This is a genomic window from Pseudomonas sp. PS01300, from assembly GCF_029960155.1.
Lineage (GTDB): Bacteria > Pseudomonadota > Gammaproteobacteria > Pseudomonadales > Pseudomonadaceae > Aquipseudomonas > Aquipseudomonas palmensis.
This window is the reverse complement of sequence record NZ_JASCPN010000001.1, coordinates 244,168-263,336: the sequence shown is the minus strand read 5'-3', so window position 1 is coordinate 263,336 and position 19,169 is coordinate 244,168. Positions and strand designations below refer to the sequence as shown.

Annotated in this window: 15 protein-coding genes; 13 read left to right on the top strand and 2 right to left on the bottom strand. The window is 66.3% G+C overall.

The features are described 5' to 3' along the window. Positions 1 to 6: 6 nt before the first annotated feature. The 13 genes from QMX96_RS01270 to QMX96_RS01210 all read left to right on the top strand — a co-directional run bounded on the left by QMX96_RS01270 (position 7) and on the right by QMX96_RS01210 (position 13,566). Entirely contained in the window at positions 7 to 522 is a 516-nt protein-coding gene (locus tag QMX96_RS01270; protein ID WP_229589579.1) for a chemotaxis protein CheW, read from the top strand. Next, positions 519 to 1,784 (top strand): CheR family methyltransferase, encoded by a 1,266-nt coding sequence (locus QMX96_RS01265; protein ID WP_078480084.1) that lies wholly within the window; start codon positions 519 to 521, stop codon positions 1,782 to 1,784. The genes QMX96_RS01270 and QMX96_RS01265 overlap by 4 nt, the downstream gene beginning before the upstream one ends. Beyond that, positions 1,781 to 2,449 (top strand): chemotaxis protein CheW, encoded by a 669-nt coding sequence (locus QMX96_RS01260; protein WP_043863208.1) that lies wholly within the window; start codon positions 1,781 to 1,783, stop codon positions 2,447 to 2,449. Before QMX96_RS01265 ends, QMX96_RS01260 begins: the two co-directional genes overlap by 4 nt. After that, positions 2,446 to 4,761 (top strand): hybrid sensor histidine kinase/response regulator, encoded by a 2,316-nt coding sequence (locus tag QMX96_RS01255; protein WP_254997241.1) that lies wholly within the window; start codon positions 2,446 to 2,448, stop codon positions 4,759 to 4,761. The genes QMX96_RS01260 and QMX96_RS01255 overlap by 4 nt, the downstream gene beginning before the upstream one ends. Then, entirely contained in the window at positions 4,758 to 5,771 is a 1,014-nt protein-coding gene (locus QMX96_RS01250) for a chemotaxis response regulator protein-glutamate methylesterase (RefSeq protein ID WP_282360666.1), read from the top strand. Before QMX96_RS01255 ends, QMX96_RS01250 begins: the two co-directional genes overlap by 4 nt. A gap of 48 nt (positions 5,772 to 5,819) precedes the next feature. Then, the gene (locus QMX96_RS01245) at positions 5,820 to 6,824 is read left to right on the top strand and encodes a PleD family two-component system response regulator (RefSeq protein WP_043863211.1); all 1,005 of its coding nucleotides are present in this window, start codon (positions 5,820 to 5,822) and stop codon (positions 6,822 to 6,824) included. A gap of 177 nt (positions 6,825 to 7,001) precedes the next feature. Then, positions 7,002 to 8,097 (top strand): peptide chain release factor 2 gene (gene prfB, locus QMX96_RS01240; protein ID WP_100633065.1). Its coding sequence is split into 2 segments (ribosomal slippage): positions 7,002 to 7,073 and positions 7,075 to 8,097, totalling 1,095 coding nucleotides; the frame shifts between segments, so codons are not numbered across the junction. A 71-nt stretch (positions 8,098 to 8,168) separates the two neighbouring features. Then, a complete protein-coding gene (gene lysS, locus QMX96_RS01235) occupies positions 8,169 to 9,671 on the top strand; it encodes a lysine--tRNA ligase (RefSeq protein WP_043863213.1) in 1,503 nt (500 codons plus the stop codon). Positions 9,672 to 9,771: 100 nt separating this feature from the next. Continuing rightward, the gene (locus QMX96_RS01230; RefSeq protein ID WP_043863214.1) at positions 9,772 to 10,476 is read left to right on the top strand and encodes a TetR family transcriptional regulator; all 705 of its coding nucleotides are present in this window, start codon (positions 9,772 to 9,774) and stop codon (positions 10,474 to 10,476) included. 27 nt (positions 10,477 to 10,503) lie between these two features. Continuing rightward, positions 10,504 to 11,049, top strand: coding sequence for a hypothetical protein (locus QMX96_RS01225; RefSeq protein WP_253086890.1), 546 nt, complete (start codon positions 10,504 to 10,506; stop codon positions 11,047 to 11,049). Between the two features lie 24 nt (positions 11,050 to 11,073). Then, positions 11,074 to 12,351, top strand: a complete 1,278-nt coding sequence (locus QMX96_RS01220) for a flavohemoglobin expression-modulating QEGLA motif protein (RefSeq protein WP_043863216.1) — start codon at positions 11,074 to 11,076, stop codon at positions 12,349 to 12,351. After that, positions 12,323 to 13,240, top strand: a complete 918-nt coding sequence (locus tag QMX96_RS01215) for an alpha/beta hydrolase (protein ID WP_282360654.1) — start codon at positions 12,323 to 12,325, stop codon at positions 13,238 to 13,240. Before QMX96_RS01220 ends, QMX96_RS01215 begins: the two co-directional genes overlap by 29 nt. Further along, complete coding sequence (locus QMX96_RS01210) at positions 13,237 to 13,566, top strand: hypothetical protein (protein ID WP_043863218.1); 330 nt, start codon at positions 13,237 to 13,239, stop codon at positions 13,564 to 13,566. Before QMX96_RS01215 ends, QMX96_RS01210 begins: the two co-directional genes overlap by 4 nt. Positions 13,567 to 13,614: 48 nt before the next feature. On the opposite strand, the gene QMX96_RS01205 is transcribed toward QMX96_RS01210, so the two are convergent. Further along, positions 13,615 to 18,195: an NEL-type E3 ubiquitin ligase domain-containing protein gene (locus QMX96_RS01205; RefSeq protein ID WP_282360648.1), complete on the bottom strand. Its 4,581-nt coding sequence runs from the start codon at positions 18,193 to 18,195 to the stop codon at positions 13,615 to 13,617. Positions 18,196 to 18,333: 138 nt separating this feature from the next. After that, the gene (locus QMX96_RS01200; protein WP_043863220.1) at positions 18,334 to 19,122 is read right to left on the bottom strand and encodes an OmpA family protein; all 789 of its coding nucleotides are present in this window, start codon (positions 19,120 to 19,122) and stop codon (positions 18,334 to 18,336) included. Positions 19,123 to 19,169: the final 47 nt, after the last annotated feature.

Genomic DNA, 19,169 nt, shown 5'->3' with positions numbered 1-19,169 from the left:
GCCCCGATGAGCGACCTTCAGTCACGCCGCGTCACTTCGGTGCCTACGCCAGGGCGCCTGTTCCTGGTATTTCGTATCGGCGAGCAGCGCTTTGCCCTGGACACCCATGAGGTAGTGGAGGTGCTGCCGCGCCTGCCACTCAAGCCCATCGCCCACACCCCGCGCTGGGTGGCGGGGGTGCTGGCGCATCGCGGTGCGCTGGTGCCGGTGATCGACGTGGGCGACCTGGGGTTCGGCACCCCGGCGCCGCTGCGTACCAGCACCCGGCTGGTGCTGGTGCACTACCGGGGCCAGGCGCAGGCCGAGCCGCAGTTGCTGGGCCTGATCCTGCAGCAGGCCAGCGACACCCTGCGTTGCCACCCCGACGAGTTTCGTCCCTATGGCGTCGACAACCAGCAGGCCCCCTACCTGGGGCCGGTGCGCGAAGATGCCCAGGGCCTGATGCAACGCATCAGCGTCCAGGACCTGCTGACCGACCAGGCCCGCGCCTTGCTGTACCCGCCCGTGGAGGTGCAGCCATGAGCGACGAGCAGCGGTTCTTTCGATTCTTGCAAGAGCGTATCGGCCTGGATGTCGCCTCGGTTGGCGCGCCGATGGTCGAGCGGGCCCTGCGCCAGCGCTGTGCTGCCCTGCAGGCCCGCGACCTGGACGACTACTGGGTGCGCCTGCAGCAGTCGACCCCGGAGCAGCAGGCGCTGATCGAAGCGGTGATCGTGCCTGAAACCTGGTTCTTCCGTTATCCCGAGTCGTTCAGCGCGTTGGCCGGGCTTGCCCTCAGGCGCCTGGCCGAGCTCAATGGCACCCGGCCGCTGCGGGTGCTCAGCCTGCCGTGTTCGACCGGTGAAGAGCCCTATTCGATTGCCATGGCCCTGCTCGATGCCGGTATCGCCGGCCCCGGGTTTCGCGTCGACGGCATCGACATCAGCCCCAACTCGATCGCCCGCGCCGAACAGGCGGTGTATGGCCGCAACTCCTTTCGCGGCAGTGACATCGCCTTCCGCCAGCGCCACTTCAGCGAGGTGGAGCAGGGCCATCGCCTCGACGAGCGGGTTCGCCAGCAGGTCGAGCTGCAGGTGGGCAACGTGCTCGACCCGGCGCTGCGCACCCGCAGGGGCAGCTACGACTTCGTCTTCTGCCGCAACCTGCTGATCTATTTCGATGTACCCACCCAGCAACGGGTGTTCGACGTACTGAAAAGCCTCACCCATGAAGACGGCGTACTGTTCATCGGCCCGGCCGAAGGCAGCCTGCTGGCACGCATGGGCATGCGCCCGCTGGGTATCGCGCAGTCGTTCGCCTATGTACGGCATATCCCGCAGGAGCCGCCCCCAGTGCTTTCGCCGCCGCCCCCGATGCCTGCACCCAGTCCACGGCGGGCGCCTGCGCCGTTGGCGCGCCGTGCGCCAGCCCCGGCACCGCAGCCTGCCCGGGTTGCGCCCCCAGCCGCCGGCAAGCCCGGCGCCGAACAGCTGCTGGCGCAGATCGCCACGCTGGCCAACGAGGGCCGCAGCGACGAGGCACGCGCGGCCTGCGAACGCTACCTGCAGCAGCATGCACCGGATGCGCAGGTGTATTACTGGCTGGGCCTGCTCAGCGATACCGCCGGCGATGCGGCCCAGGCCGTGAGCCACTACCGCAAGGTGCTGTACCTGCAACCCCAGCACCCCGAGGCCCTGGCGCACCTGGCGGCGCTGCTGGCGTCCCAGGGCGATGAGGTGGGCGCCCGGCGCCTGCAGGAGCGTGCGGCGCGCCGAGAGCGCAGCGAGCGGGAGCCTGAACGATGAGCGGCCAGGCAGAGCTGGGCGTGATGGCCGCCACGGTCGAGGCCATCGACGATTGCTGGAACCGTATCGGTGTGCACGGCGACAAGAGCTGCCCGTTGCTGGCCGAGCATATTCACTGTCGCAACTGCCAGGTGTACGCGGCAGCGGCCACGCGCCTGCTGGACCGCTATGCGCTGGCCCAGGACGCCCATGCGCAGACGCATGTGCAGGCACCGGTGAGTGTCGGGCGCTCGCTGTTGCTGTTTCGCCTGGGCGAGGAATGGCTGGCCCTGGCGACCCGCTGCCTGGTCGAGGTGGCGCCGCTGCAGCCGGTGCACTCCTTGCCGCACCAGCGCTCGCGGGTGCTGCAGGGGGTGGCCAATGTGCGCGGTGCGCTGGTGCCGTGCCTGTCGCTGGGCGACCTGCTGGGGCTCGAGCCCGGCAGCCCGGTGGCGGTGTCGGCGCGGGTCATGCCGCGCATGCTGATCCTGGGTGCCAGCGGCGGCGCCGTGGTGCTGCCGGTGGATGAAGTGGACGGCATCCATGCCCTCGACCCCGGGCAGCCGGCCAGCGACACCGCCACCGATGCACGCTTCACCGAAGCGGTATTGCAGTGGCGCGGTCGCAGCGTGCGGGTGCTGGATGAAGAACAGCTGTTGTCTGCCGTGAACCGGAGCCTGTCATGACCCCAGAGCAAATGCGCGACGCTTCGCTGCTCGAGCTGTTCAGCCTGGAGGCCGAGGCGCAGACCCAGGTGCTCAGCGCCGGCCTGCTGGCCCTGGAACGCAACCCTACCCAGGGTGACCAGCTCGAAGCCTGCATGCGCGCCGCCCACTCGCTCAAGGGCGCGGCGCGCATCGTGGGGATCGACGCCGGGGTCAGCGTCGCCCACGTGATGGAAGACTGCCTGGTCGAGGCCCAGGAAGGCCGCCTGCGCCTGCGCCCCGAGCACATCGATGCGCTGCTGCAGGGCACCGACCTGCTGATGCGCATCGCCACCCTGGGCGGTGCGGCCACCGAGGCGGCGGTCCAGGCCTTCGTGGTGCAGATGGCCGTGCTGCTCGATCCGGCCAGTGCGCTGATGGCGACGGGGCCGGCAATCGGCGACGCGCCCGAGCCGACGCAGAATCCCGAACCCGCACCGGCTGCGCCGCAGCTGGTGCCCCCGGCGCCCGAGCCTGAGGCGCTCGCGCAACCGGAGGCGTCTGCCGAGCCCGTGGCCCTTGCGCCGGGCAAGCGCAGCGAAGGCGGCGAGCGGGTGCTGCGGGTCACGGCCGAGCGCCTGAACAGCCTGCTCGACCTGTCCAGCAAGTCGCTGGTCGAAACCCAGCGCCTGAAGCCCTACCTGGCCACCCTGCAGCGCCTCAAGCGCATGCACGGCCAGAGCATTCGCGCCCTCGATACGCTCAAGGCCGAGCTGGACACCGGCGGCCAGCGACCGGAGGTGCAGGAAGCGCTGGCGCAGGCCCAGCGCCTGCTCGGCGAAACCCGCGAGATGCTGCAGCAGCAGGCCGCCGACCTGGACGAGTTCGGCTGGCAGGCCAGCCAGCGCGCGCAACTGCTGTACGACACCGCGCTGGCCTGCCGCATGCGCCCGTTCGCCGACGTGCTCAACGGGCAGAGCCGCATGGTTCGCGACCTGGGGCGGTCGCTGGGCAAGCAGGTGCGTCTGGAGATCGAGGGCGAAAAGACCCAGGTCGACCGTGACGTGCTGGAAAAACTCGAGGCGCCGCTCACCCACCTTCTGCGCAACGCCGTGGACCACGGTATCGAACTGCCCGAGCAACGCCTGCTGGCAGGCAAGCCGGCCGAGGGCCTGATCCGCCTGCGCGCCTCGCACCAGGCCGGCCTGCTGGTACTGGAACTGAGCGATGACGGTGGCGGCGTCGACCTGCAACGCCTGCGCCACAGCATCGTCGAGCGCCAGTTGTCGCCGGCCGACACCGTGGCGCAGATGAGCGAAGCCGAACTGCTGACGTTCCTGTTCCTGCCGGGGTTCAGCCTGCGCGACAAGGTCACCGAGGTTTCCGGGCGCGGCGTGGGGCTCGATGCGGTGCAGCACAGCGTGCGCCAGTTGCGCGGCTTCATCGACCTCAGCCAGCACAGCGGGCAGGGCAGCCGCTTTCACCTGGAGGTGCCGCTGACCCTGTCGGTGGTGCGCAGCCTGGTGGTCGAGGTGGGGGGCGAGGCCTACGCCTTCCCGCTGGCGCATATCGAACGCACCCTGGACCTGCCCGCCGAGGCCATCGTGCAGATCGAGGGGCGCCAGCATTTCTGGCATGAAGGCCGGCACATCGGCCTGGTGGCCGCCTCCCAGTTGCTCAACCGGCCGCCCAGCCAGGCGGCGGAACAGGCCATCAAGGTGGTGGTCATCCGTGAGCGCGACACCCTGTATGGCGTGGCCGTCGAGCGTCTGATCGGCGAGCGCGTGCTGGTGGTGATGCCGCTGGACGCGCGGCTGGGCAAGGTGCAGGACATCTCGGCCGGGGCCCTGCTCGATGACGGCTCGGTGGTGCTGATCGTGGACGTCGAGGACCTGCTGCGCTCGGTCGAGAAGCTGCTCAGCACCGGCCGCCTGGAACGTATCGAGCGCGGCCAGCGCGCCGCCCGCGAAGCGACGCGCAAGCGCGTGCTGGTGGTGGATGACTCGTTGACCGTGCGCGAGTTGCAGCGCAAGCTGCTGACCAACCGCGGTTACGAAGTGGCCGTCGCGGTGGACGGCATGGATGGCTGGAACGCCTTGCGCAGCGAGGATTTCGACCTGCTGATCACCGACATCGACATGCCGCGCATGGACGGCATCGAACTGGTCACCCTGCTGCGCCGCGACAGCCGGTTGCAGTCGTTGCCGGTGATGGTGGTGTCGTACAAGGACCGCGAGGAAGATCGTCGTCGTGGACTGGACGCCGGGGCCGACTACTATTTGGCCAAGGCCAGTTTTCATGATGATGCCTTGCTGGAAGCCGTGGTGGAGCTTATCGGGGGAGCCCAGGGATGAAGATCGCCATCGTCAACGACATGCCCCTGGCCGTGGAAGCCCTGCGCCGGGCATTGGCGTTCGAGCCGCAGCACGAGGTGATCTGGGTGGCCGGCAATGGCGCCGAGGCGGTGCAGCGCTGCGCCGAGCACACCCCCGACCTGATCCTGATGGACCTGATCATGCCGGTCATGGACGGCGTGGAGGCCACGCGCCAGATCATGGCCCGGACCCCTTGCGCCATCGTCATCGTCACGGTCGACCGCCAGCAGAACGTGCACCGCGTGTTCGAGGCCATGGGCCACGGCGCCCTGGACGTGGTCGATACCCCGGCGGTAGGCGCCGGCAACCCGCGTGAGGCGGCCGCGCCGCTGTTGCGCAAGATCCTCAATATCAGCTGGCTGATCGGCCAGCACGGCAGCAACCGCGTGCGGGCAGTGGCAGCCCCGCAACGCCAGGGCGCACAACGCCAGCGCCTGGTGGCGATCGGTTCCTCGGCCGGTGGCCCGGCGGCGCTTGAGGTGCTGCTCAAGAGCCTGGAGCAGGATTTCAACGCGGCCATCGTGCTGGTCCAGCACGTCGACCAGGTGTTCGCCGCCGGCATGGCCGAGTGGCTGAGCAGCGCCTCCGGCCTGCCGGTACGCCTGGCCCGCGAGGGCGAAGCACCCCAGCCCGGGCAGGTGCTGCTGGCCGGCACCAACCACCATATCCGCCTGTTGAAGGACTGCACCCTGGCCTACACCGCCGAACCGGTCAACGCGATCTACCGCCCTTCGATCGATGTGTTCTTCGAGAGCGTGGCGCGCTTCTGGCAGGGCGATGCGGTGGGCGTACTGCTGACCGGCATGGGCCGCGATGGCGCACAGGGGCTCAAGCTGATGCGCGAGCAGGGCTTTCTGACCATCGCCCAGGACCAGCAGAGCAGTGCGGTCTACGGCATGCCCAAGGCGGCTGCGGCCATCGATGCCGCCGTCGAGATACGTGCGCTGGAGCGCATTGCGCCGCGCCTGATGGAGATTTTTTCGAAATGACGATGTGTAATGAACCAAACCGGTCGTTCGCCAGGGAGCAGGGCGCGCATGAATGATCTACCGCTCGTGGGGTTCCCGACCACCAATGAAAACTCGGCGATGGTGCTGCTGGTCGACGACCAGGCGATGATCGGCGAAGCCGTGCGTCGCGGCCTGGCCAACGAGGCCAACATCGACTTTCACTTCTGCGCCGACCCGCATCAGGCCGTCGCGCAGGCGATCCGGATCAAGCCCACGGTGATCCTGCAGGACCTGGTCATGCCCGGCCTCGATGGCCTGAGCCTGGTGCGCGAGTACCGCAGCAACCCGGCCACCCAGGACATCCCGATCATCGTGCTGTCGTCCAAGGAAGACGCGCTGGTCAAGAGCGCCGCGTTCGCCGCCGGGGCCAACGACTACCTGGTCAAGCTGCCCGACAACATCGAGCTGGTCGCGCGCATCCTGTACCACTCGCGCTCCTACCTCACCCTGCTGCAGCGTGACGAAGCCTACCGGGCGCTGCGGGTCAGCCAGCAGCAGTTGCTGGACACCAACCTGGTGCTGCAGCGGCTGATGAACTCCGACGGCCTGACGGGGCTGTCCAACCGCCGGCATTTCGACGAGTACCTGGAACTGGAATGGCGCCGGGCCATGCGTGACCAGTCGCAGCTGTCGTTGCTGATGATCGACGTCGACTATTTCAAGGCCTTCAACGACTCGTTCGGCCACCTGGCCGGGGACGAGGCGCTGCGCCAGGTGGCCGAGGCGATTCGTGCCTCGTGCAGCCGCCCCAGCGACCTGCCGGCACGCTACGGTGGCGAGGAATTCGCCCTGGTGCTGCCCAACACTTCGCCGGGCGGGGCGCGGCTGGTGGCCGAGAAGCTGCGCCAGACCGTGGTGGGCCTGGCCATCGCGCACAACATGCCGCAGGCGGGCAGCGTGCTGACCATCAGCATCGGCCTGGCCACCCACACGCCGGCAGTCGGCAGCCATTGCCGACAGTTGATCTCGGCGGCGGACAAGGGCCTGTACCAGGCCAAGAATGGCGGGCGCAACCAGGTCGGGGTGGCCTGACAGACCGCCATCGCGGGTCAAGCCCGCTCCCACGGGCATCGTGCCGCCCTTGTGGGGGCGGCTGATCCGCGATCAGGCGCCGGCTTCTCCAAAGGCCGCCCGACGGGCTGCCGCGCACCTGCAGACTCGTTTATACTCTCCGGCTTTTCACAGAATACGCACGAGAGCTGCCCGCCCATGGAAATCCAACCGATCCTGAACACCATCAAGGACCTGACCGAGCGCTCCGAATCCATTCGGGGGTATCTTTGACTACGATCACAAGCATGACCGCCTGATCGAAGTCAACCGCGAGCTCGAAGACCCGAACGTCTGGAACAAGCCCGAGTACGCCCAGGAACTGGGCCGCGAACGCGCCATGCTGGCGCAGATCGTCGACACCCTGGACGAACTGTCCGGCGGCCTGGTCGACGCCCGCGAGCTGCTCGACATGGCTGTCGAGGAGAACGACGAAGGCGCCGTCAATGACGTCGTCGAAGTGCTCCAGGGCCTGGAAGACTCCCTGGCCCAGCTCGAATTCCGTCGCATGTTCAGCGGCGAGATGGACATGAACAACGCCTACCTGGACATCCAGGCCGGTTCCGGCGGCACCGAGGCCCAGGACTGGGCCAACATCCTGCTGCGCATGTACCTGCGCTGGGCGTCCAAGCGTGGTTTCGACGCCACCATCATGGAACTGTCCGAAGGCGACGTGGCCGGCATCAAGGGCGCCACCGTGCACATCAAGGGCGAGTACGCCTTTGGCTGGCTGCGCACCGAGATCGGTGTGCACCGTCTGGTGCGCAAGAGCCCGTTCGACTCCGGCGCACGCCGCCATACTTCGTTCTCGGCGGTGTTCGTGTCCCCCGAGATCGACGACAAGGTCGAAATCGAGATCAACCCGTCCGACCTGCGTATCGACACCTACCGCTCCTCGGGTGCCGGCGGCCAGCACGTGAACACCACCGACTCGGCGGTGCGTATCACCCACGTGCCGACCAACACCGTGGTCAGCTGCCAGAACGAACGTTCCCAGCACGCCAACAAGGACACCGCCATGAAGATGCTGCGGGCCAAGTTGTACGAGCTGGAGATGCAGAAGCGCAACGCCGCGTCGCAGGCCCTGGAAGACAGCAAGTCGGACATCGGCTGGGGTCACCAGATCCGTTCGTACGTGCTCGACGCCTCGCGGATCAAGGATCTGCGCACCAACGTCGAACGCAGCGACTGCGACAAGGTGCTCGACGGCGATATCGACGAGTACCTGGAAGCCAGCCTCAAGCAGGGGCTGTAAGTTTCGCGACCCGCTACAAGACCCTCGCCTGCGGGCGGGGGCAATGAACCCCTGATGGAAAATGTGACCACATGAGCGACCTCAAACTCGACCCGCAAGACCTGCAACAGGAAGAAAACACCCTGATTGCCCTGCGCAAGGAAAAGCTTGCCGCAGAGCGCGCCAAGGGCAACGCCTTCCCCAACGACTTCCGCCGTGACAGCTACTGCAACGACCTGCAGAAACAGTATGTCGACAAGACCAAGGAAGAGCTGGAAGCTGCAGCGATCCCGGTCAAGGTTGCCGGTCGCATCATGCTCAACCGTGGCTCGTTCATGGTGATCCAGGACATGACCGGGCGCATCCAGGTCTACGTCAACCGCAAGACCCTGCCCGAGGAAACCCTGGCAGCGGTCAAGACCTGGGACCTGGGCGACATCATCAGCGCCGAAGGCACCCTGGCTCGTTCGGGCAAGGGCGACCTGTACGTCGAGATGACCAACGTGCGCCTGCTGACCAAGTCGCTGCGCCCGCTGCCGGACAAGCACCACGGCCTGACCGACACCGAGCAGCGCTATCGCCAGCGCTACGTCGACCTGATGGTCAACGAGGAAACCCGCCACACCTTCCGTGTGCGCTCGCAGGTCATCAACCATATTCGCAACTTCCTCATCCAGCGCGACTTCCTGGAAGTGGAAACGCCGATGCTGCAGACCATCCCCGGTGGCGCTGCGGCCAAGCCGTTCGAAACCCACCACAACGCGCTGGACATGCCGATGTTCCTGCGCATCGCGCCGGAGCTGTACCTCAAGCGTCTGGTGGTCGGTGGTTTCGAGAAGGTCTTCGAGATCAACCGCAACTTCCGTAACGAAGGCGTCTCGACCCGGCACAACCCCGAGTTCACCATGCTCGAGTTCTACCAGGCCTACGCCGACTACGAAGACAACATGGACCTCACCGAAGAGCTGTTCCGCGAGCTGGCGCAGCTGGTGCTGGGCAGCACCGACGTGCCGTACGGCGACAAGGTGTTCCACTTCGGCGAGCCGTTCGTGCGCCTGTCGGTGTTCGACTCGATCCTCAAGTACAACCCCGAGCTGACCGCCGACGACCTCAACGACATCGACAAGGCCCGCGCCATCGCCAAGCAGGCCGGCGCCAAGGTGCTGGGCTTCGAAGGCCTGGGCAAGCTGCAGGTGATGATTTTCGAAGAGCTGGTCGAGCACAAGCTGGAGCAGCCGCACTTCATCACCCAGTACCCGTTCGAAGTGTCGCCGCTGGCCCGTCGCAATGACCAGAACCCGAACGTCACCGACCGCTTCGAACTGTTCATCGGCGGCCGCGAGATCGCCAACGCCTACTCCGAGCTCAACGATGCCGAGGACCAGGCCGAGCGCTTCATGGCCCAGGTGGCCGACAAGGACGCCGGCGACGACGAGGCCATGCACTACGATGCCGACTTCGTGCGCGCCCTGGAGTACGGCATGCCGCCCACTGCCGGTGAGGGCATCGGTATCGACCGCCTGGTGATGCTGCTGACCAACTCGCCGTCGATCCGCGACGTGATCCTGTTCCCGCACATGCGCCCGCAGGCCTGAGTGTCTTGAACAAGCCGCCTCTAGGGGCGGCTTTTTCATGTCTGCGACAAGCTGATCGATCAGTCAGCATTCAACGAGGTAGACCCCAGTGACGACTGCAATGGCTCAACAAGGTGCTGCTGGCGTGGCCACAGCGGTAGCCGAAAGTGTTCAGTACCAGGGGCGCAAGGCCAGCCGCCAGGGCAGCGAGCAGCGCCGTCAGCAGATCCTCGACGCGGCCATGCGCATCATCGTGCGCGATGGCGTGCGCGGCGTGCGCCACCGTGCGGTGGCCGCCGAGGCCGGTGTGCCGCTGTCGGCCACCACCTACTATTTCAAGGACATCGAAGACCTGCTCACCGACACCTTCGCCCAGTATGTCGAACGCAGCGCGGCCTACATGGCCAAGCTGTGGGAAAACACCGAGGTGCTGTTGCGCCAGCTGATCGCCAAGGGCGACGGCAGCCCCGGCGCCCGCGCGCAGCTGGCCGACGAAGTGGCGAAGATGGGCGCCGAGTACGTGCAGCGCCAGTTGCACAACCGCCGCGACTTTCTGATGGCCGAGCAGGCGTTTCGCCAGGAAGCGCTGCTGTGCCCGCGGCTGGCCGAACTGGTGCGCCTGCATGCGCAGATCCTGCTGCGCGGCACCTGCCAGCTGTTGCAGGTGGTGGGTTCGCGCCAGCCACAGCAAGATGCCATAGTGTTGACGGCCATCATCGAGCAGATGGAATATCAGGGCCTGCTCGATGCTGCACAACCCCAGGCCGAAGCGCAGATGCTCGCTATCCTTACCCGATACCTGCATCTGGTGCTGGCATCGGCCTGAGGCTCTACCTAATTCAAGGAGTATCGGATGAAAGCCTGGCGTGTGCTGTTGGCCCTGTCGTTTGTGCTGTTGAGTGGTTGCCTGGTGACGTTCAACGAGCCGATCCCGACCAACCAGCCGGCGCCCAAGGCCCTGCTCGGCAAATGGACCAGCAAGGACGCCTGGGGCGAGCCGCTGACGTTGCAGATCAGCCGCAGGGGCGACAACGCCTACAAGGCGGTGGCCACCGCCAAGGGCAAGAAGCCTGAAACCTACGCCTTCACCGTGGCCCGCCATGGCAACCGCTGGTACCTCTCGGCCGCCGTGCCCAAGCGCCTGGGGGGCAACTTCCTGATCGGCGGGTTCGAGGTGATCGACAACAAGCAACTGGTGATCTACAACCTGGATGTCGAGCAGATCAACCAGGCCCTGAAGAACAAGGAACTGAGCGGTCGCGCCATCGAGGTACCGGAGGAAAACGGCCAGGGCGTGCTCATCGACAGCCCGGCGGCGCGGGTGCTGGCCTACCTGGACGACCCGGCCAACTCCGACCTGTTCATCGAAGTCGCACGTTTTCAGCGGGCCGGCAAGTAGGCTGGCCAACACAAGGAGTTTCGGGTGGACGAGTACCAGCAGACGATACGCACCCTGTCTGATCGCATTGTCCTGGCGCAAACCCCCATTCGCGTACTCGATGCGGTGAAATGGGACGACAGCATTCGCCAGGGTTTCCTCAAGGCCAAGGGCCGGGAAATGCCGGCCGTGGACCGCGCCTACTATCAGGGCAGGCCCTTGTCGTTCGACTCCAGCGCGGTGAAGCTCGAGTTCCAGAACATCGAGCGCGACATCACCCGCCAGCTCGGCCAGTTCAACCCGGTCGGGCAGATCATGCGGCGCATGTGCAAGGAATACCGCATGGTGGTGCGCATGCTCGAGGCGCGCGGCACCGAAGACTTCGGCCTGATTTCCCAGGAGCTTTACGGCGCCGCCTCCGACGCCTTCCATGCCGGCGACCCGACCCTGGCCGACCTGGGCCTGATGCTCTCGGACTACCTGAACAACATAGACGGGCGCGGCGACCTCAAGGACGAACCCAAGGACCTCACCGCCAAGCAGGCCGTGGAGCTGCTCCAGGGCCGCCTGAACAAGGTGTTCGGCGAGGCCGAGGAAACCATCCGCGTGTTCGAGTCCGACGGTATCGTCGCCGACGCGGCGGCGGGCGCCGACTACATCAAGATCCGCAGCGACGCGATGTTCAACAGCCGCGACGTGCGCGCGCTGGAGGTGCATGAAGGGCTGGTGCACGTGGGCACCACGCTCAACGGCCTCAACCAGCCGATCTGCACCTTCCTGGCCAAGGGCCCGCCCTCGTCGACGGTGACCCAGGAAGGCCTGGCGATCCTGATGGAAGTGATCGCCTTTGCCTCCTACCCCAGCCGCCTGCGCAAGCTCACCAACCGCACCCGCGCCATCCACATGGTCGAGGAGGGGGCGGACTTCATGCAGGTGTACGAGTTCTTCCGTGCCCAGGGGTTTGAAATGGCCGAAAGCTATGGCAATGCCAGCCGCGTGTTCCGCGGCTCGGTGCCCAATGGCCTGCCATTCACCAAGGACTTGTCCTACCTCAAGGGCTTCATCATGGTTTACAACTACATTCAGTTGGCCGTGCGCAAGGGCAAGCTGGAGCAGATTCCGTTGCTGTTCTGCGGCAAGACCACCCTGGAAGACATGCGCACCCTGCGCCAACTGGTCGATGAAGGCCTGGTGGAGCCACCCAAGTACCTGCCCGAGCAGTTCCGCGACCTGAACGCGCTGTCGGCCTGGATGTGTTTTTCCAACTTCCTCAACCACCTGAGCCTGGACCGGATTGAAGCCGATTATTCGAACATTCTCTGAGCACTGGCGGGTCGGCCTGCTGGCCGCGCTGCTGAGCCTGGCCGGCTGCAGTTCGCTGTTGTTCTACCCCGAGCGTGGCCTGCCGCTCACGCCCGAGAAGGCCGGGCTGGCCTACCGCGACGTGAGCCTGACCACCGAGGACGGCACGCGCCTGCACGGCTGGTGGTTGCCGGCCAAGGCCGGGGTGCCGGTCAAGGGCACGGTACTGCACCTGCATGGCAATGGCGGCAACCTGGCCTGGCATCTGGGCGCCAGCTGGTGGCTGCCCGAGCAGGGCTACCAGGTGCTGCTGGTGGACTACCGGGGGTACGGGGTGTCCCAGGGCGAACCGACCCTGCCGGCGGTGTACCAGGACATCGCCGCGGCTCTGGACTGGTTGCAGCAGGCTCCCGAAGTGCAGGGCAAGCCGCTGGTGCTGCTGGGGCAGAGCCTGGGCGGGGCGATGGGCATTCACTACCTGGCGCAGCATCCCGAGCAGCGCCAGCGCTTCAAGGCCCTGGTGTTCGACGGGGTGCCGGCCAGCTACCGCAAGGTGGGCCAGTTTGCCCTGAGCACTTCCTGGCTGACCTGGCCGTTCCAGGTGCCGTTGTCGTGGCTGGTACCCGATGGCGACAGCGCCATCGGGTCGATCGACCAGCTGAGCACACCGCCCAAGCTGTTCTTCCACAGCATCGACGACCCGATCGTGCCGTTGGCCAACGGCCTGGCGCTGTACCGCGCCGCGCCGCCACCGCGGGTTCTGCAACTGACCCGTGGCGGGCATGTGCAGACCTTCGCCGACAAGACCTGGCGCCAGGTGATGCTGCGCTTTCTGGATGACCCCGAGCATTTCAACGGGCTGCGGCGCTTGGCCGAAGTCCCCAATTACCCTGACGAGAAGTCGCAATGAGTGAAGAACGCAACGCCATCCCGCTGATCATTACCGGTATCTGCAGCATCATCGGTACGGTGGGCGTGCTCTGGTACTACGGCTACCTGCATTTCGCCAAGCCCCAGGATGCACTGTTGCTGGCCGACTACACCATGCTCAAGACGGTGCCGGGGGAGGACTACAAGATCTCGCTCAAGCCGGCGGCGCAGGTGGCGCAGTGCATCGATGGCGTGCTGGTGCTGTTCGACACCGAACAGAAGGGCCTGACCGGCGTGCTGGTGGACAACCGCAAGCAGGCGGTGCGCTGCATGGGGCAGGAGACGCCCCAGCAGGTCCAGCAGTAAGCGGTTCCCGGTACGCCGCGTGAATACCTGCGGCGTACCGGGCACGCGTCAGCTACGTGACGAAGGGCCCGGGCGCGGCTCGCGCAGAATGGTCCTGGTCAGTTCCATGCGGGCCTGTTCGACCCGTTTCATCAAGGCCTGGTAGGCCGCGCGGTATTCGCTGCTGTTGAGCGACAGCATGTCCGGCAGCGCTTCGTGCAGGCCCAGCCGACCACTCAGGTGCAGGATGTCGCGCAGGCGCGCCTGTTCATCCTCGCTCAAGGGCGGCGGCAGTTCTTCGTTGCTGACGGCGTCCAGGTATTCGCTGATTCGATCCCGCCAGCGGTTGACCTGCTCCAGTTGCGGTGACGCGGCAAAATCCAGGTAGCGCTGCCAGTAGGCCTGCCCATAGAGGTAGTCGGGCAACTGGCTCATCTGGGAGCGCAACACGGCCTCGCAGGCTTCATCGAGCATTGCCGGGGTAACCCAGCGGGTGTAGCCGGTGAAGGCCTGGGTGGCCGGTTGGTCGCGCAGCCCCAGGCGCGTGGTCAACGCGATCCTGAAATGCAGTTCGATTTCGCTGTAGTCGATCTGGTGCCCCAGGCGGCGCCAGCCCGGCAGGTTGGCGCTGACATGCTCGCGCAGGCGCAGTGCGCGCCAATGGCTGATCGCCATGTCGATCAGTTCGCCCTCGGCTGCCGCATCGCCCACGCTCGCCAGCGCCAGGTCGGCGTGCAGCAGGTTTTCCAGTTGCGAGAACACCACCGCATCGCGGTCGATGCAACTCACTGCCTCGAGCGCCACCTCATACAGGGTTCTGCGCAGGTCCTGGCCGAAAGCCCCCCGGATCAATGCCTGGATTCGCGTGCGCATTGCCGTGTGCCTTGGCGGCAAGGCGTGCAGACGATCCTGGCGCAGCAGCAAGGCGAAGAACTCGATCACCGCCGAGCCGTTGTCTTCGAGCAATTGCCGGGCCCGTGCCTGATCGTCAGCGGACATGCCTTCGAACAGGCGCGGTGCGTCGCGCAGTGCCGTGGCGTGGCGCACCGAGGCCGGTTCGACGTCGGTGGAGCCCTGCGAGTCGGAGCTCCCGGCGCTGGATGCATCGGAGTCCTGCAGCGTGTTGCCCGTGGCGATCATGTCGTCCTCGAACCGCTGGCGCTGTGATTCGGGCAGGTACTCGTATGCCATGCGCAGGCCGCGGACAAGGCCGGCCCCTTCGGGCACGCTGGCAATGGCCAGGCCGCGCAGGTCGGCGCTGTGCACCCGGGGCAGCCGCTCAAGGCCCGTGGGCCACTGGTCGACGGGCGAGGCCAGGTACGACAGGTCGAGCTCTTCCAGGGCCTGCAGGCGGGTCACGTCCGGCATGCGTGAAAGCGGGTTGGCGGACAGGTCGAGGCTGACCAGGCGCTGCAGGCCACCCAGATCGATGATGTCCTGTTCGCTCAAGCTGATGAGGTTCTGTGCCAGGTTCAGGGTGTGCAGGTGCGTTGCCTGCTGCAGTGCGGCGAAAACGCCCTGTTCGAAGCGCGCGCTCGAGCCCTGCTGGGTCAGAATGCGCAGCGAGTCGCGGGTCAGCAGACGGGTCATGTGCTGGGCCGTCCAGCTGAAGTCGGGCACGTCGATGTCGTTCAGGATCAGGGTCTGCAAGCCGCCCAAGGTGCCCAGTTCGGCCAGGCGGGTCGGGGTCAGCCGGGTACGCGACAGGTTCAGGTGGCTGAGCCGGTGCAGGTTCTCCAGACCTTGCGGCAGCTCGGTCAGGGGCAGATTGACCAGTTCCAGCCTGTGCAGGTTCGGAAAGTGCTGCACGAAGGCTGCCAGGCCGTCGATGCGCGGTGTATCCAGGACCCTCAGCGCCACCACTGCCGGCAACGTCACCGACAACGGTGGCAACGCCTGCTGGCTGTCGATGCGAACCTCGTCCCGCCGGCGCAGAATGCGACATTCCCAGGCCCGCACCAGCTGCTGCGCCACCTCTGTGCGCTCGGCGTGGGCAGTGGCATCGGCACTTTGCTCGACCCACCGGTCCAGGCTGCCATCGAGTTGCAGGCGCTCCTGTTCCAGCTGCGTCACGTGCGCGCCGATGGGCTGGTTCTGGCTGAGCAGGTGGGCGATGTAGGCATTGACGTAGCGGCGCGCAATGGGCAGCCGATGGTGGCTGATCAGGCGTTCGAGGCGGGTATGCAGTGGTTCGCGATTGAACATGTTCTGCTCGCCACGACTGGGGCTGCGTTGGGCCGGGGCATTGGCGGTGGTGGTCAACCAGCTTCTTTGCACCGGCAGGCCCAGCAGCAGGCGGGCGCGGGTGGGGCGCGCCAGCGCCATTTCCATCAGGCGCTGGTGCAGGCGCTGCGGCTCGTTGAGTCCGAAGCCCAGGCGTGCGCTGCGCGACTCGCCCAGTGCATGCAGCAATGCGCGGTAGAACCCGAACTCGCTGGTGTCCTGGGCCAGCAGCACCTGGGTCGCGCTGATCGCGTGCCAGCCCTCGTCTTCATCCAGGTACACCGAGGTGGTATCGACATCGGTCTGGCCCAGCGCTGCAAGCGGGGTGCCGAACCGTGCGCCGCTGCGCAGCAGCAGCGCGGTACCGGCCGGCCAGTGGTCCAGGTGTTCGAGCAGGCGCACGGCCAGGATGAAGGTGTCCTGGTTGATCGAGGCCGGCTGGGTAAAGCCCTCCAGGGCATTGCTCAGGCGCGCGTCATGGTCGAGGGCACGCGCCTGCTCGGCCACGTCCAGAGGCAGGGGCAGCGGCGGGGTCGCCTGCAGCGGGGCATAGATGCGCTGGCGGTTTTCGTCCAGCAATCGTTGCGCGACACTCAGTGGCAGGTTCGGATAGCGTTGCTGGAGCTCCAGCACAGCATGATCGGTATCCAGTTGTGCCAGTTCGAAGCGGTGCAAGGCGATCGCCCGATTGAGCCGAGGTGACCAGGCATCGTACAGGTCGGCCGGCGGCGGGTTGCAGCCAGTGGTGCAGGGGGGGACGGTGTCGCCGGGGGTAGGGGTCGAATCGCCGCTGCGACGGGTTCGCCTCGATGCCGGTTCCTTGCCCAGATAGACGGCCACGGCCTGGTAGAAGGCCTGCAGCTGGGGCACATCATCGATTGCGGGTACCGCCAGCCCCTGGGCGATCAGGGCCATGCTGCGCGTTACCTGGTCCTGAATGCGTGCCCGCTGCAGCACATGCACCAGCAGCGCGGGCGCGGGTCGGTCGCGCAGGTACATCTGGCGCAGGCTTGAATTGTCAGCCCCGCTGACGCGACCCAGCTCCAGCAGGCGCGCATCGTCGAAGCCGGCCGCGAGCGGCCCCATGCGACGCAGCAGCGACAGGCGTTCCCAGCGCTGGGGCTGCTCGTGGCGATGGTGCCAGGCTCCGGCACCGTTGTGGTACAGAGGCGGGCAGTAGGCATTCTTGTCGGTGGGGTGGCGTATCTGCCAGTGGCCCTCGGGGGCCTGCTCCACCCGGTAGAACGCCTGGTTGATCATGATCGCCTTGTGCACGCCCTGGGTGTAGAGCCCCATGGCATCCGGTTGCCCGGTCGGGGAGCTGGCGGCGTCAAGGCGGTAACTGCTCAGGTCGGGTAGCCAGCGCCGATAGTCGGCGGGTGCCGGCTTGATCACACGCAGCGGTGTGATCCACTGCGAAGGTGCCTGGCCTTCGTCTTCCTCGGTGCAGCACAGGCCCGCGCCGGCGCCGATCAGCAGATGCGCTTCGAGAGCGCTGGCGAACGGGGTGCACAGGGTGTTCAGGCTGTCGGCCTGCTGCGGTGTGGTCGGGATCAGCAGGCGCGCATCGTCAAGCAGGCGCTCGATCATGTGCTTCTGCACGAACCAGCGCAGCCCCTGGTCCAGGGCGCTGGTGTCCATCGGCAGGTCCAGCATCGCGTCGCTGGCCTGCCAGCTGCTCACCACCCGCTGCTGGTGACGCAGGGGGATGAAGCGCAGAAAGTACTGCTGGAAGGCGGTGCTCGCCAGCGCGCCACGCAGGTTGGAAAAGAAGTGCGTGCGCGAGGGGTACTGCTTCAGCGGGTGCTGCGGGTGGCCCGGCATGTACGCGACGCACGGGGCATCGTCCACCGGCGGGCCGAACAGAAGGATGCCGGGCACCAGCAGGTCGTCGAACAGCCTGAGCGATGCGCACACCGTTACATCCGGGCCGAAGTACGGGCCCTGTTGCGGGAACTCCACCGAACCGTCCGGATAGGCGCCGATGATCCACTCGAGCAGTTGCCTGCCTTGCCTGCCCAGGTGGCCCCGGATGTGCGCGATGCTGTATTCCTCGCGCAGGGTCGCCAGGTAGGCATCCTGCTTGGCGTCAAGCAGCGTACGGCGCTGGAGCATGGCCTGCAGGTAGGTCAGGTAGACCTCGTCCAGGCTCCTGCGCTGCTGCACGCGATGGAGCACCTGTGCGGTGACGGTGGCGAAGTCCTTCGCAGACAGGTCCAGAAGGTTGTAGGTGTACAGGCTCTGAACCTGCGCGAATGCCTGCGTTGCCCGCCGTCGGGCCAGCCGGCCCAGTACCTGGTACTGGTGCAGCTGGCGTCGTTGCTCGGGGCTGGCCTGCTGCAGCCAGGCCGGTTGCTCCAGGGTTTCAAGCGGCGAGAACAGGGTATCGAATTGACGCACCCGCGCGTCGGTGTTGGAAGTGGGCATGGTGCACAGTCCTTGTGGAGGGGGAATGTGGCATTGATCCAGAGGCCCGGCAGGTGGCGGTGGTAGTTATTTGCGCAAGGGGCAGGCAAAAAAAATCCCGCCCTGTGACAGGCGGGATTCTGCGGGTTGCTCAGCCTGTCAGTAGGCTTTGCTTACCGAGCGTGGCGCTACCGGCTGGTTGTCGTTGGAGATGGTGACCTCCACGCGACGGTTCTGCGCACGGCCCGAGTTGCTGGAGTTGTCAGCCACCGGGAACTCCTTGCCGTAGCCCTGGGCGACAATGCGCGATGGGTCTACGCCGGCACGTACCAGTGCGGTGCGAACCGCGTTGGCGCGACGCTCGGACAGCGACTGGTTGTAGCTGGCAGAGCCCTTGCTGTCGGTGTAGCCCTCGACGATCACCTTGCGGTCAGGGTTTTCCTGGAGGAACTGCGCCAGGGTGGTGATATTCGGCAGGGCGCTGCTTTTCAGGTTGGCCTTGTCGAAGTCGAACAGCACGTCGCCGAAGGTCACCAGGGTGCCGCGTTCGGTCTGCTTGGCGTTGAGGCTGTTCTGCAACTGCTTGATTTGCGCATCACGGGCATCCAGGCGGGCCTGGGCGCGTTTGGCGGCAGCGCTTTTCAGGTTGTTCTCGGCATCACGCAGGGCGATGGTCTGCTTGGCCACTTCCACGCGCTGGTTGGTCAGGTAGGCGAGCTGGTCGACTTTCTTCTCGTCTTCCTTGTTCATGTAGGCCTGGTCGGCCTTGTTCAGCCAGTCTTGCGCGTCCTTGGTTTCCAGCGCCGCAACCTTGCTCGCCTGCGGGTTGCTCTGCAGGGCGGAGAAGTTGGTGCGGGCGGATTCCAGGTTCGGGTTAGGCGGCGTGGAGCAGGCAGCCAGACCAACGCTCAAGGCCAGAAGGGCGGGGATCATCACGTGTTTACGCATAGTGGGTCATCCTTTATCGATTACGAATGCATGGGTCGGTGAGGCGA